The sequence below is a fragment of the Paenibacillus sp. FSL F4-0236 genome (assembly GCF_038000135.1).
Classification (GTDB): domain Bacteria; phylum Bacillota; class Bacilli; order Paenibacillales; family Paenibacillaceae; genus Paenibacillus_AQ.
The window spans coordinates 2,537,048-2,554,298 of sequence record NZ_JBBOBK010000001.1 but is presented as its reverse complement, the minus strand read 5'-3'; the positions used below and the strand labels follow the sequence as shown (position 1 = coordinate 2,554,298).

General features: G+C 41.7%; 18 protein-coding genes. 14 read left to right on the top strand and 4 right to left on the bottom strand.

Annotated elements, in window-relative coordinates; all coding sequences use genetic code 11:
* Positions 1–92: 92 nt before the first annotated feature.
* The 6 genes from deoD (at position 93) to treR (ending at position 8,265) form a co-directional block, all read left to right on the top strand.
* Positions 93–800, top strand: a complete 708-nt coding sequence (gene deoD / locus NSQ29_RS11660) for a purine-nucleoside phosphorylase (protein ID WP_339241075.1) — start codon at positions 93–95, stop codon at positions 798–800.
* Positions 801–803: 3 nt separating this feature from the next.
* A complete protein-coding gene (locus NSQ29_RS11655) occupies positions 804–2,150 on the top strand; it encodes a purine/pyrimidine permease (protein ID WP_341125112.1) in 1,347 nt (448 codons plus the stop codon).
* Between the two features lie 15 nt (positions 2,151–2,165).
* Entirely contained in the window at positions 2,166–3,347 is a 1,182-nt protein-coding gene (locus NSQ29_RS11650) for a NupC/NupG family nucleoside CNT transporter (protein ID WP_042188403.1), read from the top strand.
* A 310-nt stretch (positions 3,348–3,657) separates the two neighbouring features.
* A complete protein-coding gene (gene treC, locus NSQ29_RS11645) occupies positions 3,658–5,361 on the top strand; it encodes an alpha,alpha-phosphotrehalase (RefSeq protein ID WP_341125111.1) in 1,704 nt (567 codons plus the stop codon).
* Positions 5,362–5,411: 50 nt separating this feature from the next.
* Positions 5,412–7,382, top strand: coding sequence for a PTS system trehalose-specific EIIBC component (gene treP / locus NSQ29_RS11640; protein WP_341125110.1), 1,971 nt, complete (start codon positions 5,412–5,414; stop codon positions 7,380–7,382).
* A gap of 163 nt (positions 7,383–7,545) precedes the next feature.
* Positions 7,546–8,265 (top strand): trehalose operon repressor, encoded by a 720-nt coding sequence (gene treR / locus NSQ29_RS11635; protein WP_341125109.1) that lies wholly within the window; start codon positions 7,546–7,548, stop codon positions 8,263–8,265.
* A 100-nt stretch (positions 8,266–8,365) separates the two neighbouring features.
* Here the strand turns inward: treR and NSQ29_RS11630 are convergent, their stop codons facing one another.
* From NSQ29_RS11630 to NSQ29_RS11620, 3 genes are all read right to left on the bottom strand, one after another.
* Positions 8,366–9,100, bottom strand: coding sequence for an IclR family transcriptional regulator (locus NSQ29_RS11630; protein ID WP_341125108.1), 735 nt, complete (start codon positions 9,098–9,100; stop codon positions 8,366–8,368).
* A 289-nt stretch (positions 9,101–9,389) separates the two neighbouring features.
* On the bottom strand, positions 9,390–9,848 hold the full coding sequence (locus NSQ29_RS11625) for a heme-binding protein (protein WP_341125107.1): 459 nt from the start codon (positions 9,846–9,848) through the stop codon (positions 9,390–9,392).
* The gene (locus NSQ29_RS11620) at positions 9,849–11,042 is read right to left on the bottom strand and encodes an MFS transporter (RefSeq protein WP_341125106.1); all 1,194 of its coding nucleotides are present in this window, start codon (positions 11,040–11,042) and stop codon (positions 9,849–9,851) included.
* A 238-nt stretch (positions 11,043–11,280) separates the two neighbouring features.
* Here NSQ29_RS11620 and NSQ29_RS11615 point away from each other — a divergent pair, with 238 nt between their 5' ends.
* The 4 genes from NSQ29_RS11615 to NSQ29_RS11600 all read left to right on the top strand — a co-directional run bounded on the left by NSQ29_RS11615 (position 11,281) and on the right by NSQ29_RS11600 (position 12,660).
* Positions 11,281–11,550 carry a hypothetical protein gene (locus NSQ29_RS11615; RefSeq protein ID WP_052404299.1) on the top strand — a complete coding sequence of 90 codons (270 nt, stop codon included), beginning with the start codon at positions 11,281–11,283 and terminating at the stop codon, positions 11,548–11,550.
* A 71-nt stretch (positions 11,551–11,621) separates the two neighbouring features.
* Positions 11,622–11,810 (top strand): hypothetical protein, encoded by a 189-nt coding sequence (locus tag NSQ29_RS11610; RefSeq protein WP_042188410.1) that lies wholly within the window; start codon positions 11,622–11,624, stop codon positions 11,808–11,810.
* A gap of 426 nt (positions 11,811–12,236) precedes the next feature.
* The gene (locus NSQ29_RS31530; RefSeq protein ID WP_231573487.1) at positions 12,237–12,302 is read left to right on the top strand and encodes a hypothetical protein; all 66 of its coding nucleotides are present in this window, start codon (positions 12,237–12,239) and stop codon (positions 12,300–12,302) included.
* 61 nt (positions 12,303–12,363) lie between these two features.
* Positions 12,364–12,660, top strand: a complete 297-nt coding sequence (locus NSQ29_RS11600) for a YncE family protein (RefSeq protein ID WP_339264770.1) — start codon at positions 12,364–12,366, stop codon at positions 12,658–12,660.
* A gap of 477 nt (positions 12,661–13,137) precedes the next feature.
* On the opposite strand, the gene NSQ29_RS11595 is transcribed toward NSQ29_RS11600, so the two are convergent.
* On the bottom strand, positions 13,138–13,803 hold the full coding sequence (locus NSQ29_RS11595; protein ID WP_339241098.1) for a helix-turn-helix transcriptional regulator: 666 nt from the start codon (positions 13,801–13,803) through the stop codon (positions 13,138–13,140).
* A gap of 294 nt (positions 13,804–14,097) precedes the next feature.
* On the opposite strand from NSQ29_RS11595, the gene NSQ29_RS11590 reads away from it, so the two are divergent.
* From NSQ29_RS11590 to NSQ29_RS11575, 4 genes are all read left to right on the top strand, one after another.
* The gene (locus NSQ29_RS11590) at positions 14,098–14,457 is read left to right on the top strand and encodes a HesB/IscA family protein (protein ID WP_370510539.1); all 360 of its coding nucleotides are present in this window, start codon (positions 14,098–14,100) and stop codon (positions 14,455–14,457) included.
* Between the two features lie 23 nt (positions 14,458–14,480).
* Positions 14,481–14,765, top strand: a complete 285-nt coding sequence (locus NSQ29_RS11585; RefSeq protein WP_341125105.1) for a HesB/YadR/YfhF family protein — start codon at positions 14,481–14,483, stop codon at positions 14,763–14,765.
* A 153-nt stretch (positions 14,766–14,918) separates the two neighbouring features.
* Entirely contained in the window at positions 14,919–15,716 is a 798-nt protein-coding gene (locus tag NSQ29_RS11580) for a helix-turn-helix domain-containing protein (protein WP_341125104.1), read from the top strand.
* Between the two features lie 216 nt (positions 15,717–15,932).
* The gene (locus tag NSQ29_RS11575; RefSeq protein WP_341125103.1) at positions 15,933–17,237 is read left to right on the top strand and encodes an NtaA/DmoA family FMN-dependent monooxygenase; all 1,305 of its coding nucleotides are present in this window, start codon (positions 15,933–15,935) and stop codon (positions 17,235–17,237) included.
* The last annotated feature ends 14 nt before the right edge of the window (positions 17,238–17,251 follow it).

Sequence of the window (17,251 nt, the reverse complement as noted above, 5' to 3'; positions counted from 1 at the left end):
TCAATCTAGTTTCGAAACTGATTTTACTTGAGGGCAAGTGGAAAGCGATTTCGGTAAACCTCAGTTTACTATTAAAAGTTGGAGGAAGAACTATGAGTAGGCATTTAGGTGCAAATAAGGGAGAAATAGCAGAGCGCGTTTTGCTCCCAGGAGATCCTTTACGTGCAAAATTTGTAGCAGAACACTTTTTAGAGGGGGCTAATTGTTATAACGAAGTAAGAGGGATGTATGGATACACTGGATTATACAAGGGTGTACCGGTGTCAGTTCAGGGGACAGGGATGGGAAATCCATCGATGAGTATCTATGCTACAGAATTGATCGTCGATTATGAAGTTAAGAAATTGATTCGCATTGGTACATGTGGTGCGATGCAAAGTGAAATTAATATCCGCGATATTATAATAGCCCAAGCGGTGTCTTCAGACAGTAATATGACGGAGAAGATCTTTCATGGTTGTAATTTTGCACCTACAGCAGATTTTTCATTGTTAATGAAAGCGTATCAACAAGCACAAGCTAAAAATGCAAATGTTTTTGTTGGTAATATTTATAATTCTGATGAATTTTATCGTGAAAATTTAGATCGACTTCACAAGTTTATGGATTTTGGTGTATTAGCAGTAGAAATGGAAAGTACAGCCCTATACACTTTAGCCGCTAAATATGGTGTAAAAGCGTTATCGATTTTAACAGTCGGCAGTCAATTGCTAAGACAGGAACACCTGACTCATAAAGAAAGTGAACTATCTTTTTATGAAATGGTCGAAATAGCCCTTAACACAGTCATTGATGGCTGATTTATGGATAAGAGCAGTGTTGTTAGAAAAGAGAGTGAGAAAGAAATGAAGGTAATACTGTCAGGATTGCAGTGGATGATTTTTATGATCGCTGGTGCAATTGCTGCACCCATTGCTATCGCAGATTTATATAACTTAACACCCATAGAGACTTCCGGGCTTATCCAGAGCACAATGATTACTTTGGGGATAGCTGGATTTTTACAAGGCCTGATGGGTCATAAATTCCCTATCCATGAAGGTCCGGCAGGGTTATGGTGGAGCATTTTTACGATTTACGCAAGTTTAGTGGGGGGGCTTTATTCTTCTAACAATGGTGCTTTACAAGCTTTAAGTGGGGCAATGATCATTAGCGGTGTGTTATTTATCCTAATTTCAGCATTTAAGCTAATGGATAAAATCGCTCGTCTATTTACTCCCACCATCACTTTTATTTATTTACTTTTATTGATCTTTCAATTAAGTGGATCTTTTATGAAAGGGATGATGGGGATTACCATAGCCCACACCACGTTAGATGTTAAAGTATTCATCCTTAGTGTGATTGTGGTTTGCATTACCTTTTGGTTAGGAAAAAGTCGCTTTGTAGTACTCAGCCAGTTTTCAATAATTTTCAGTATATTGATAGGCTGCCTATTATTTATTATCTGCGGTAATATACCAGTGTTTTCTCATGCGGATACTCTATTTAAGCTACCGAAAATATTCCCATTTGGCAGACCTCAATTCGATGCTGGGACAATCACTACTGCATTTTTATTAACGCTGTTATTAATAACCAATGCAGTTGCATCGATCCGTTTGATGGAGACCGTTATGAAACAAAAGCAAGTGGATCATCATCGTTATTTGCGCGCCGGGTTTACTTCTGGAATTACGCATCTTATTAGTGGCGGTTTAGGAGCGGTCGGTTCTGTCCCTATCTCGGGAGCGGCGGGATATGTTGAACAAACAGGGATGAAGGAGCGCAGATCATTTTTAATTGGATGTTGCTTTGTGATCTCAATATCCTTATTTCCGCCAATGATGAATGTTATATCAGCGATTCCAGCTCCCATAGGCTATTCCGTTACCTTCGTCATTTTTGTGAAGATGGTCGGACTAGCGCTAATGGAATTGAAGAAGGTCATTCATGAAGAACGAACATTTATCGTTAGTGGAATTTCCCTTTTAGTGGGTGTGGGATTAATGTTTATCCCTTCATCAGCTACGGCCCATTTATCTCCGATCGTGATAGCCATTTTAAATAATGGATTAATATGCGGAAGTCTGTTGGCGATTATTTTGGAACAAGGGTTAATGTGGAAAGATGCATTTCGATATGAGGATTCCAAGAAAATTAACCGATAATTTGGAGGGCTAAAAATGCATTATCTAATTTCTATTGCTGGTTTGGTTATTGTTCTATTACTGGCATGGCTAGGAAGTAACAATAAGAAAAAGATTAAATATCGACCAATCATTGTAATGATTGCTATTCAGATCGGTTTGGGATTAATTATACTAAAAACAAGTATAGGTGAATTCTTAATTAAAGGGTTTGCCGATAGTTTTGCAAAATTACTTGGATACGCCAATGAAGGGACTGACTTTGTTTTTGGTGGGATTGCAAATGAAGGGGCCCATACATTTTTCCTTTATGTTTTGATGCCAATTGTTTTTATGTCGGCATTAATTGGGATATTGCAGCATTACAAAATTCTCCCGTTCATTATCAAGTATATTGGTTTGGTACTAAGTAAAATTAATGGCATGGGCAAATTGGAGTCTTATAATGCAGTTGCAGCCGCAATTGTAGGACAAAATGAAGTGTTTATTTCGGTGAAAAACCAGCTTGGATTATTACCAAAACATCGCTTGTATACATTATGTGCGTCTGCAATGTCGACGGTATCCATGTCAATTGTTGGTTCATATATGACGATGCTAGAACCTCGGTATGTAGTAGCTGCATTGATATTAAACCTATTTGGCGGATTTATCATTTCATCCATCATTAATCCGTATGAAGTTACACCTGAAGAAGATATTGTTGAAGTTCAGGTAGAAGAAAAACAAACGTTTTTTGAAATGCTGGGCGAATATATTATGGATGGCTTTAAAGTAGCCATAGTAGTTGGTGTAATGTTGGTTGGTTTCGTTGGGATCATTGCATTAATTAACGGGGTCTTCAGCGGAGTATTCGGTATCTCGTTTCAAGGAATTTTAGGGTATGTCTTTGCACCCATTGCCTTTCTTATCGGTGTCCCATGGCATGAAGCTGTTGATGCAGGCAGTATCATGGCGACAAAGCTTGTTGCGAATGAATTCGTTGCTATGCTTGACTTTGTTAAGATCCAAGATGGTTTAAGTGGGCGTACTACAGCCATTGTCTCGGTTTTTCTAATCTCATTTGCTAACTTTGGGTCCATTGGTACCATTGTGGGTGCAGTGAAAGGCTTAAATGAAAAACAAGGGAATATTGTGGCTCGATTTGGATTAAAACTGTTATTTGGCGCCACACTTGTAAGCGTTTTATCCGCTCTGATCATCGGTATCATTTTTTAGTTAAACTTAGCGGATTTTCGTCATCGTTATGAATTCTGCACAAGACATCTTTGTATATAAAGAGCCGCTTACTTAGCGGCTTTTTTTGTTGTGATTATAGAACAATTATTAAGATAGGAAATAGGAAAAAGAATAATTGATTATCAAATGGGTTAATTAAAGAAGAACCGCCAGTTTTTACTCTTTTTCCGAGTCAGATAGCAAAAGTATTGACAACCTGTATATACAGGTTTAAACTGTGTGAAGTGTTTGAACTTGTATATACAGGTTTAATATTTGACATAAAGTAATTCTTTTGGAGGTGTTCAACTTGAGTCAGTCCCAGTATTCGGAGTGGTGGCGCCGGTCCACGGTGTATCAGGTGTACCCGAAGAGCTTTAAGGACACTACAGGAAACGGAACAGGAGATATTAAAGGACTTATTGAAAAATTAGATTATTTGCAGCAGCTTGGAATTGATATTGTCTGGTTACAGCCGGTCTATGTCTCGCCACAACATGATAACGGTTACGATGTTGCGGATTATGAAAATATCAACCCGGATTTTGGTACGATGGAGGATTTCGACGAGTTAGTACAGGAACTGCACAGACGTGAAATGAAGCTAATGATCGATATCGTGGTTAACCATACTTCAACAGAACATGAGTGGTTCAAACAGTCCATTTCAAGCAGGAACAATCCCTATCGTGATTACTACATCTGGAAGGACCCCTCTCCGGACGGTGGCTTACCCAACAATTGGCAGTCGAAGTTCGGAGGTCCTGCCTGGCAGTTTGATGAAGCTTCGGGACAATATTATCTTACTCTCTTCGATAAAACCCAGGCGGATCTGAATTGGGAGAACGAGAAGGTACGTAGAGCAGTGAATGATATGATGCTATTCTGGGCTAAAAAGGGTGTCGACGGCTTCCGCATGGATGTAATTAATTTAATCTCCAAGGATCAACGCTTCCCTAACGATGACGGGAGTGTTCCACCGGGGGATGGACGCAAGTTCTATACTGACGGTCCACGGGTTCATGAATACATCAAAGCGATGTACGAAGAGGTATTTGGTCCGTATGAGATGGTGACGGTCGGAGAGATGTCCTCAACTACATTGGAGCATTGCATCCGATACTCGAGTCCTAAAGAGCGGGAATTTTCTATGACTTTCAATTTTCATCATTTAAAAGTTGATTATCCGAATGGACAGAAGTGGGAGCTAATGCCCTATGATTTTGAGGCGATGAAAAGCTTGTTCACAGAGTGGCAGACCGGAATGCAGAAAGGTCGGGGCTGGAACGCCTTATTTTTTAACAATCACGATCAACCGCGTGCCCTCTCCAGATTCACTGATGATAAGGTCTACCGTGTAGAGAGTGCCAAGCTGCTTGCAACAACTCTGCATGGCCTTCAGGGAACACCTTATGTGTATCAGGGGGAAGAAATCGGGATGCCAAATCCGGTATGGAAGAGCATCGACGAGTTCCGTGACATTGAGTCACTGAATATGTACCGTATTTTGTGTGAACAGGGGAAAAGCCCTGAGACTGCCCTGAGTATTCTTCAGGAACGTTCACGGGACAATTCCCGTACGCCGATGCAGTGGGATGACAGCCGAAATGCCGGATTCACCGTAGGTACTCCATGGCTGAAAGTTGATGAGCGGTATTCGGACATCAATGTGCAGAAGGAGCTAGCCAATCCCGATTCCATCTTCCATCATTACCGTAAGCTGATTGCACTACGCAAGGAGTATGGGATATTCATTGAAGGTGTATTCAAGAGACTCGATGATGGTCATCCTGAAGTGTTCGCTTACGCCAGAACAGGTGATGGAGAGGCGCTTGTAGTGGTCTCGAACTTCAGCAGTAAAGAGATTACCTTCCGCTTTGAAGATAGTCACTGGGCAGAGTTATCATCAAGTGGTAAAGACGAGCTTCTGATTGGAAATACAACAGAAACACCTGAATTAACACAAGAGCTTCAGCTTAGTCCTTATGCTTCCTACATGTGGTTAATCCGCTAACGAGGTGTACTTGAGAAGGAGCACAAATCAATTATGTAAGGAGTGAAAATATGGCTATAGACCGCAAAAATGTTGAGGATATTGTACGGGCAGTTGGGGGCAAGGAGAATATAGAGGTTGCGACACATTGTGTAACCCGGCTGAGATTCTCGCTGTATGATGAGAGCAAGGTGGATTCGGAAGCCTTGGACCGCAACGAACTAGTAAAGGGACAATTTTCTAGCCAGGGGCAGTTTCAGATCGTTATCGGACCGGGAACTGTAGATAAAGTATACGATGAAATGATTCAGATCACTGGCGGTTCTCGTTCTTCCAAAGATGAAGTGAAATCCGCTGCTGCCCGAAAACAGAATCCGCTGCAGCGTGCGATCAAGACGCTGGCTGATATATTTATTCCTATTCTTCCGGCTATCGTAACCGCAGGTTTGCTGCTTGGGATCAATAATATTTTGACCGGGCCTGGTATCTTCTTTGATAATCAGTCGCTGGTGGATGTCTATCCCGCATGGAAAGACATTGCTGCGATTATTAATACGATTGCCAGCACAGCTTTTACCTTTTTACCAGCACTTATCGGTTGGGCAGCTGTTACACGTTTCGGCGGCAGTCCTCTGCTCGGGATCGTTTTGGGTCTCATTCTCGTGCACCCAGATCTATTAAGTGCCTATAACTATGCAAGTGCTTCCACTGAGGGTACTGTTCCAACCTGGAATTTGTTCGGCTGGCATTTGGAGAAGATCGGTTATCAGGGACAAGTATTGCCAGTGCTGGTTTCGGCCTATATTCTGGCAAGGCTGGAGAAGTTCCTCAACCGCCGGGTGCATGATTCCATTAAACTGCTGGTTGTTGCGCCAGTGACTTTACTGATTACAGGTTTTCTGGCCTTCACCATTATCGGACCGGTTACGTTTGGCATTGCCAATGCCATCACCTCTGGCCTGATCTTTGTATTTGATCATTTTGCGCTCCTTGGTGGCTTAATTTACGGCGGATTCTACGCGCTTCTGGTCATCACCGGTATGCATCATACCTTCTTGGCGGTTGATGTGCAGCTCATCGGCAGCGAGGGCGGCACTTTCCTCTGGCCGATGTTAGCGTTATCCAATATTGCACAAGGTGCCGCGGCACTGGCAATGATGTTCGTAGTCAGAGAACAAAAGGCAAAAGGCTTGGCGGCTACATCTTCCATCTCTGCATTCCTCGGCGTGACGGAGCCGGCGATCTTCGGAGTGAATATCCGCTATCGTTATCCTTTCATCTTCGGGATGATCGGCTCAGGGATTGCCGGTATGCTTCTTACCGTTAATCAGGTTCGCGCTTCTTCCATTGGCGTAGGCGGGATTCCCGGCTTCCTTTCGATATTCCCGAACCAGTGGGGCGTGTTCTTCATTGGTATGCTTATTGTTCTCATTGTGCCATTTGTCGCCACTGTACTCTACGGCCGTTCTGTGGTGGGGCGTTCCGAAAAGAACTCAGCTACAAAGGCTACTAGTACTGTGAGCGAGACAGACAATTTGAACAGCCGCCCTACAGTTCAAGAGTCACAGGACTCCGTGAATATTCTGGAGCTTATCTCTCCGCTCAGTGGTACTGCAGTATCTCTAGAACAGGTGCCTGATCCTGCCTTTGCCGAGAAGCAGATGGGTGAAGGCATTGCAATCGAACCCTCTGAGGGTAAAGTATATGCACCCTTTGATGCTACAGTAGCTCATGTGATCAAGAGCAAACATGCGCTTATATTGGAGCATGCCAGTGGTGTACAAGTACTCATCCACGTTGGAATTAATACGGTGTCGCTTAAAGGCAGTGGTTTTACCACCCATAAGAATATTGGCGACAAGGTGCAGGCAGGCGAGCTTTTGCTAGAATTTGATATGGAAGCTATCCGCGCAGCAGGTTACCCGTTGATTACTCCAATCATCATTCCTGCAGGTCAGGATATGGTGGAGAAGATTGAGGAGAAGACTGGACCAGCTGCAGCTAGACAATCTAGCATCTTGACTATTCATCTCAAGGGTTGATACAGGCTATATTGGCAAAGACTTTATATTACAGAAAGACAGCCCCTGGGGGCTGTTTTTCTGTAAATATAAGAATTCATATGTTCCACGCTATAAATTTCCCTCCAATTGAATCGATGCTTCCAAAGGCATGACGTGATACAATAAAGGGCGGTGATCAAAATTGAGAGAAAATAAATATTTGCAAATTTATAATGAGTACAGCAACCAAATTCTTTCTGGACAACTGCTGCCGGGAACCAAACTGCCCTCTGAAAGTGAACTTGCTGAAGCTTACAGCACTTCACGAGAGACCGTTCGCAAAGCGCTGAACCTGCTGTTCCGTGAAGGATACATTCACAAAATTAAGGGTAGAGGCTCCTTTGTGCTTGATATGACGAGAATGGATTTCCCCGTTACCGGTCTGATTTCATTTAAAGAGATGGCCGATACACTGGGTACTGCCTCACGGACACTGGTAGAGCGGACGATAAATGAGCCGGCAGGCTCCACACTCGCCAGACATCTACAGATTCCGCCTGAAACCCTGGTTTGGAAAGTTATTCGTGCCAGAGAGATTGAAGGTGATCGGATCATTTTGGATAAGGATTATTTCCGGGCGGATATTGTTCCATTCCTAAGCGAGGAAATCGCGGAAGGCTCACTCTATGATTATCTGGAGCAGGAGTTGGGTCTTAAAATTAGTTATGCGAAGAAGCTGATATCCGTTGAGCCTTCTACTGAGGAGGATCATAGACTGCTTGATTTGAAGAGTTACACGCATATTGTAGTAGTACGAAACTATGTTTATTTGGAGAACACGGTGCTTTTCCAATATACCGAGTCCAGGCATCGACTGGATAAATTTCAGTTCGTTGATTTTGCTCGAAGAGTGAAACGTTAAGCTAAGCTTAAAGAGGGGTGTCCCAGTTTGGGATACGCCTTTTTTTCGCGTCAGATTGTGTTATTGGTGTGAATTATTGAAATTTGAATAGTTGAGCGTGTCAAAGTTGACTGGAAATCTGTGCACTGCATTCCTTCAATATTTTACTTACCGCACGGTCTCTCTTTCGGTTCAATCGTGCAGCAGGGCCGGATATAGCCAATGCAGCGATCACTTTACTATTATAAAATATAGGTGCAGCAACGCAGCGTAAACCCACTTCTGTTTCTTCATCATCAATGGCGTATCCTTGTTGACGGATTACATTAAGATGCTCTTTTAATAAATGGTTGTCGTCAAAAGTTTGCTTTGTTGCTTTGTACTGGGTAAGATGTGTAAGCATTTCTTTTAGTTGTTCATCACTTAGATGCGCCAGGATTACTTTTCCAAAGGCACTGAGATGGGCATAAGCAGAATCACCTACGTGTGTATGGCTACGGATGGCATGATTGCTCTCCACCACTTGTACTGTCATGACTTTCATACCATCTAAAATCCCAATATATGCGGTTTCGCCAAGTTCATTCGCTAATTGATGCAGGGATGGAATAACTAACCAATTAAGTCGAGTGTTAGCAGATGATGAATGGTGCCCCTTTAATTCAGAAGCTTTGTACGTGTGACCTTCTTTTTGAATAAAACCTGTCAATTCCAGCGTATAAAGCAGACGAAAAGTTGTTGACTTATTAAGGTTAAACCGGTGCATAATCTCAGTCAATCTCATGGGTTCACCTTGCTGCAGAGCGTCTAGAATGAGTAGACCTTTTTTTAGGGTTGCAACCTCATATTGATCCATTGATTCACCTCAAAACTATAATTGAATTATTGGCATACAAATAAAAACATTTAATTCCATTTTAGCTTATATAAAGTAAAATTATACTGGTTAGTTCTTTCGCCAGAGAACCTCAACGCATTTCAATGAATTAGTCTGTTCTACAAAGGGGTTATTTGGGAAACACAAAGATTACATCGAAAATGGCTCTTGATGAACTATTATGAATGAAAATGAGAGGGGTTGAGCTTTACGCCTAACCCTCTCATTTATATTAAAGTAGTTATGGTCATGACCTTAACTATGACACTTATTCGCCTTTTAAAAACAGGTGAATGCCCTCAACTGCATAAGCATGATCTAACTCGCCGGTCAAACCCCCGACTGTTACGGACCCGACAACGCCAACACCTTTGACACGGATGGGAATAGAACCACCCACTGCTTGATACTCTGACGTGGAAAGCAGGGAGTGTTCTGTGTGAGAAGCACCACTTTGGATAAAGCGTTGCTCAATGTAGGCAGAACTTCGGTTATAATGATCAACGATCCGTTTTTTGCGAAATAACCATTCGTAGTTTTCTTCCGAAGTACCATCCATTAGATGCGTAAACACGGGAACTCGGTTACGTTCAATATGCACGGCCACCGCTACTTTGTTATCTTGGGCACTCTGCACAATCCGGTTGCCAATAGCGAGTGCATCTTGATGGGTAAAACTTGTGAATTCCAATTCCTTCTCTAATAGGTCTAATGCTTTTAAATCCATTTATCCTCTCTCCTCAACATAAAGATTCTGTTTCTTATCCATTTTGTAGTTTATAGCTGCGAGTAAAAAAGCCAATCCAGCCATAATTGAACCGATCCAAGCCGTATCCATAATATACAAATGGTCTACTGCAAGCCCACCTAATGTAGAACCAGCAGCTATCCCAATATTAAATGCAGAGATGTTTAATGCAGAAGCGACATCCTTAGCAGAAGGTACCAGCTTTTCTGCAAGCATTAGAATGTAAGCCTGTACGCCGGAAGACATCATAAAAGCGAAGAAGCCCATTAATATAAGGGATAAAATGGTGAACGTCTTGTTGGGTAGCAGCCATATTTGCAACAGCAGAGCAATGCCCTGAAACAGGAATACAAATCGGAGCGACTTTACAGGATGTCCATTTGCTAATTTCCCTCCAATAATATTCCCAAATGCCACAGCAACTCCGTAAACCAACAGCAGCCATGAAATAGACGAGGCTGAGTATCCGCTAATCTCTTTAAGGATAGGAGAGATATACGTAAATAAGGCGAAGGTTCCGCCGAAACCCAGTACTGTCATTAGCAGTGCAGCGATGATACGTGGGTTGGCAATCAGACTACCAACATCTCTAAGGCTCGGTGAGTGAATTGAACGCGGAATTTTTTCCACGGCAATAATAGTGACAAACAAAGCTATTAGTCCTAATACAGCAACCACCGCAAATGACATCCGCCATCCAAATTCCTGACCGATATATGTCCCAAGGGGAACACCTAGAATGGTAGCGACGGTTAACCCGGTGAACATGATGGAGATGGCGGTGCCTTTTTTGTTAGTAGGGACCATATCTGCGGCCACTGTAGCTGCAACAGCGAAAAACACACCATGTGCAACAGCTGTAATTATCCTTGCTAAGAGCAAAATGGAATAGGTAGAAGCTAATGCTGCCAGAGCGTTCCCTGCAGTGAATACGATCATGAGGAACAGTAAATATCCTTTTTTAGGAAATTTACCTGTAATAACAACGATAATCGGGGTTCCAATAGCAAGGGCAATTGCATACCCAGACACCAGAGTCCCAGCTTGCGTAACCGATATGCCAAGATCAAAAGCTACCTCTTGCAGAATACCAACAATAACAAATTCTGTTGTTCCAATGGCAAAAGAACTTAGTGCAAGTGACATTAGTGCTATTAGGATTTTTGAATTCATACTTTCACCTCCTTTATGTAGGTCAATATTAAGAGAGAACTTGAATAAGCTCAAATAAAGAGAGAAAGTTTCTATAAAAGAAACTTTCTCTCGGTGGATACAATGATATTACCAATTAGAGTATCGAAAGGTGGTCTTTTTATTGAATGGAGCAATTATAAAATTGTCATCGACCTCCAATGTCTAGAGTTATTTATGTGGTAAAATTAGGATAAGTGAATCTTGGGAGGCGAGTAAATTGAGTCTCGATCTTGTGATGATCATTTTTCTACTGTTCTTAAATATTCCAGTATATAAAGTATTGTTTCGCGTGTTCTTTGTGGATAATGATGATTATAACGAAACGATTAGACATACTTTTACACCTAACATTGTTTCATTATTCCGAGGAGAGTATTGGAAGGATAGAATGAATACGGCAAGACTTCAGTTTTTTATTATTCTTTGCGTTGGGATCGTTGTTTTAGAATACCTTGTTTTGAATAAAGTTATTGAAATTCTTGCATAAGCACCGCTCTATTATGGAAAACTCCTGTAGTGCGAATAAACTGCATGATTCCATTTTGGGAGGATAGCATTATGACAAATCAGGATCCGCAGGAGCTTCTTAAGAGTAAACACAAGCTAGATGAGCAGAAAAGGCAGTTCACAAATTTTGCCCGAAGTGCTTCCGGTCATGGTGAAGTAGAAGCAGGCCAGGAATTCAGTAATGACCGAGTGCCTGACGATCAAAACCGCATGAAATCTGTTGAGAACAGACAAGATTGACCTTAAAAAAGCTATTAAATAAGCCGATCCTTTTCTGGATCGGCTTAAAAAATTATTATTACGTTGTAATGTGTTGTTTCAGTAGTTATCGGATGCTAGGGTATTCTAGCTTTTATTACAAAAGTTACAGGAAGCATCTTTGCTTTTATTGCAAAATCGCTTTTATCGTCCCGCGATTGCATAAATTCATTATCAGATTGCTCAGTCATTTGCTCAATGACAAATCCCACTTTAGTGAGTGCATTCACATAGGTTGATAATTTACTATCGGATCCGATTATGTTAGCGTACTTTCGTCAAGAGATACTGAATACCAAGATTCATCGAAATAACAATTTTTAAAAACTAGAATTTCATTTTCTGTATAGACACACAGGCTCCGTTAACCGCATTTATGTTTCCAATTTCAATAGCAATGATGTTTCTGTGATCAACGGAGTAACAGGTGCGGTGATAGTAGTCATCCCTGTAGGCGTGAATCCTCCGGGGTAGCCATAAACCCGTTAACCAATCGTATTTATGTTGCTAATTTGAACAGCAACAGCTATCCGTTATGGACGGAGCGGTCAATACCTCTACCAATGCTATCTATGTTGCCAACTTTAATGATAATACTGTTACTGTCATTGACGGATTAACCAACACTGTGGTGACTACCATTATTCCCGCCGGCGGTTCTCCTTTTCCAACGGGGATAGGTGTGAATTCCTTAAACAATTCTATTTATGTAGCTGAATTCAACTCGGATATTGTTACCGTCATTGACGGGGTTACGAATATGGTTACTCAGGCTGTGATTAGTGTTATTCCTGTAGGTGCACGTCCGTTCTCAATCGGTGTAAATCCGTAGGAGGCAAGGACAAAGAATTTAGTACACTCTAAATTCTGTTCTTCATATTACCGCAGGGGGTGAATTATACGATGGAAATAACATCGGCAGAAGAAATCATGATCCTGTTGTCGAGCATGGGTCGTGATTGCTGATTATACACCTTATTCCTGGGATTGGGGTATGGTATACTTCAAGATCTCGATAGTGAACATTACCATTTTGTTAGCTGAATTAGGCATCTTCTTTTTACTTTTTAAGAAGCGTGAGAAGTTACCTTTGTATGTAATCGTGCGATGGTGGCATTACTAACTATGTGTATAGGGGGAGATAGGCTGTGAGCTTGTAGATTTTCAAGGTAGTGGGAATGGACTAGTGTATTCGATAATCTGAAAAAATGAGATACTTCCCATAAATCTCATAGGCGGCTGGTTCTTTCATCCGTTGCACCGCCAGTTTTAAGATCGACGGACAAGAACATAGTCCCTTTAAAAGTCGCTAAAACGGCAGCTTATTTTGCCTAACCGTATATACACAGTTTCTTCCTCCCGCTAAAATGTACTCCCCTCGTTCAATATGAACATTATTTCCTAGAACAGTTTTAAATAGATGCAACTCATTCTTGCATAACCCGGTACACACAGCAGCAGCTTCACAGATCGGGCAATGTTTCTCAATGAATAAGAGACTGCCATCTTCCTGCTCCTTAACCTCGGCCATATAACCTTCATTTGTTCGAATCTCGGCCAGCTTCTCCAGTTTCTCTCTAACGTCTGTTGTATCACCAAGATGCTGAAGATATTGTTCTTGCATATTCTTATTTCGAACAGCCAGCAGCTTGTCCAGCCCCTCATTTCCGAAAGCTTCTTTCATGGAATTGATCAAACTGATGGATAAATCCGAATATCCGCTTGGAAAAAACCGATCAGCCGCGGGAGTTAAGATCCATAGCTTGGTGGGTCGACCCATGGGACGGGACTCTTCTTTGTTAGTTACCAACCCTTCTTCTTTCAGCGCATTCAAATGTTGACGAATAGCCATTCCAGATAGCGAAAACTGGGAGGAGAGTGCCATAACATCCATTCCCCCTTGCTGCTTTAACAGATCAATGATCGCTCTTCGGGTTTTGGTTGAGACATCCTTTTTGGTTTGATTTCGGCTCAAGGTGCACCTCCTTTTGAAGCAACTAAATCTACATCACAGACTACATTTTAAACAAAAATGTTGACAAAGTCAAAGCTGAACTGTAGCTTATACATTATAAACAAAAATGTTTACTAAGTGTCCGGATACGATGTATACATACCAATTTTCTTGGAGGTCACATTTCATGCCTTCTAATCATCAAAGCATTTTCAGCCCACGTTATTTTGTACTATCCATAGGACGTATATCAAGATAGGAAAGGGTATCCAATCTTTAGGTTTGAAAAACAAATAACCGAAGGAGGAGTTTACAATGATCATCGAGGTCAGTGATAAGGCATCAGAAAAAATCGCCGAAATCTTATTAAGTGCGAATATCCGAAATCCATTCCTTAGAGTGGGTGTTGATGAAGGGGGATGCAGTGGATTATCCTACACCCTAGTCGTAGATGAACAGCAGGCAGAAGAGGACATTGTATTAAATAAAAAGGATTTTAGTATATTGGTTCACCCGAATAGTATCCCATATATTGACGGTCTTGAAATTGACTATGAAGAGAGTGGAATGGTAGGCGGATTCACTATGAATAACCCTAATGCAAAAGCTTCATGTGGATGCGGAGCCAGTTTCAGAATGGCCAATTATCGTGGCGAAATAAAAAAATGTGATTAAACAGCAGAAAGGAGAGAAGAGGAATGATATCATTTGCAGTATCCGAAAAAGCATTGGATTCATTTAAGAATGAATGGGATTTGGAAGAGGGCCAATATGTAAGAATTTATGCAAAATATTCCGGTGGAGGCTCAGATGCCTTCACTGTTGGAATTAATGCAAGTGCTACACCGATAGATCCAGCATGGGTTCAATCCATTGGTGGATTTAATTTCTTTGTTGAAAACACTGATGTTTGGATTTTACAGGATGAACTTCTTCAAATTGATTGTAATGAAGACGGCATATTTTCAACCAAAATCTCCTGAGCATCTTCTTGGGTGCAATGTACATTAGAATATCTACTACACTTCTAGCAATTTTGCACACTATTGTCTATACTATTTTAAATAAATATCAGAATTCGATCTGATTTTAAAAGAAGCATGGTGGTAGGAAGCAGGTGCAGAACATTGATAAATTTGGACAAATTAGCAAAGGCATTTACTAAAGGTGTCTATGATATAGAAGATAGAAGCAGATTAGTCATCCAGCCCAAAAGTTTATTAAGTGAATTTACCACCGTTAAGCATGGATTTCTGTTTATCATTCGCGGGGGAGCCAGAATACGTGTGAATGGAACCGTATATGAATTACGGCCAGGGTCAGTTTTTCATGCGGCTCCAGGTATGCAAATGGACTCACAGGTAATAGGACAATCAGAGCTTGAGTATTACTCCCTTTTTTATAAATTGGATATGCCAGAAGAAATGAATTGTACTACCGAATTTGACTCTCATTTCAAGCTGGAGCCAGGAGCCAATCTAAAAATTATTGAATTACTAATCATGCTTCATCAGAATACTCATCCATCCGGAGAAATTGGAAAGCTGCGTATCAAAGAGCTGTTCTTAAGCCTGATGCATCAGGTTCTGATTGCTTGCAGTTACAGAGAGAACGACAGTTCTCCGAATCAAAGGATGGTAGACGAAGCCCTTGCATACATTAAACTCCATTATATGAATTCACTTACTCTCGGTGATTTAGCGGAACGGCATGCAATGAGTACGAACCGCTTCTCTTACTTCTTTCACAAGTACACGGGACTGCGCCCAATCGACTATGTCGTTAATTATCGCATGGAACGAGCCTGTGACTTACTCAAAGCAGGCAATTTTCCTATCCACGAGATTGCGGACCGTGTCGGTTATGACAATCCGCTGTATTTCAGCCGATTATTTAAAAAGAAATTCGGTGTTTCTCCATCTGCCTATAGATAATTAGATAATATACATATCGAGTTTCTTATACTTGAATTAAGTCTGCAGCTACTGGTGATAAACCAGAAGTGCAGATTTTTTTTATTTAGATTAAATAATGATGCATGTAGAATTTGAGATTTGTACATTTGAATTCATTTAAATTTTTGATAAACTCACCCTTGTAACTGAGAATCATTATCAGTAAATTGATTTATAAATGAAAGGCTGGTAGATATGACAGGAAACAGACAATTATGTATTGGGTTGTCCTTAAATGCAACCTGGATGAAAGGAGACGGCTGGCGGCACCCGGATAGCGGAGTCGAAAGGATGGGGTCTATCGAATATTATATTGATTTGGCAAAAATGGCGGAGAATTCTAAGCTCGATTTTCTATTCAGGGCTGATTATCTGTATGTTAGCCCGCAGATGTTAGGGGATTCCTCTAATTTCGGCAGTCCGGACCCTGCATTGTTTTTTGCAGCGATAGCCCGTGAAACCGAGCGGATCGGACTAGTGACGACGATTTCTACCACTTTTAATCCGCCTTATGTTGTAGCAAGACAGCTTCAGTCTTTACACTGGCTGAGCAATGGACGTGCCGGCTGGAATATTGTCACTTCTATTGAAGGCGCCGATAATTTCAGCGATTCACCTATGCCTTCACCGGAAGAGAGATATGCCAAGGCAAAAGAGTTCACGGATGTTGTATGCAAGCTGTGGGAGAGTTTTCCGAATGAAGCGATTGTTATCGATCGTCAGTCGGGTATGTTCTCGGATAAGGATAAAGTAACTGCTATAAATCATTCCGGTGAATTTTTCAGTGTAAAAGGACCGCTTACTTTGCCTGCTCACAGGTCAGGAACGCCTCCGCTATTTCAAGCCGGCGCTTCGGATATTGGACGGAATTTCGCTTCTTCCGTTGCAGATGCTATTTTTGCAGCAATGCCGGATATCGAATCAGGAGTGGAGCTAAGAAATGATCTGAGAAAAAGAGCGGCAGAGCAGGGACGTGATCCGGATGCCATCAGAGTTTTGCCGGGCTTATATTTTTTCCTGGCTGATACGCGCGAAGAAGCGCTTGAATTACATAAGACCGCACATGCGAATTTAAGTCTTGAGCGAAGACATGCTTCGCTTAAATCGGTGTTAGGTCTTGATTTAACCGATTATTCCATAGATAGGCGCGTAACTGCCGATTTGTTACCCGATCCAAATCAGGCCGTCCGCAGCCGGACACATGCAGAACTATTGCGGCGGTATATTATCAAAAACCAGCCTACAGTGAAAGAGATCCTGGACAGGCCAGAGGTTGTCGGATCTGCTCATTGGGTATCTGTCGGGACAGTCGAGGATGTACTGAACGATATTATTGAGCGGTTTGAAGCGGGGGCTATGGATGGCTTCATCGCCTTGCCGGGCGGTTCAGAACAATCTATGGAACTGTTTTTTGAGAAGCTGGTACCGAAGCTGGTTGAGAAAGGCTTGTTCCGAAGTGAATATACGGGGTGCACTTTTCGTGAGCATCTAGGGATATAAAAAAGAGAGTTGAG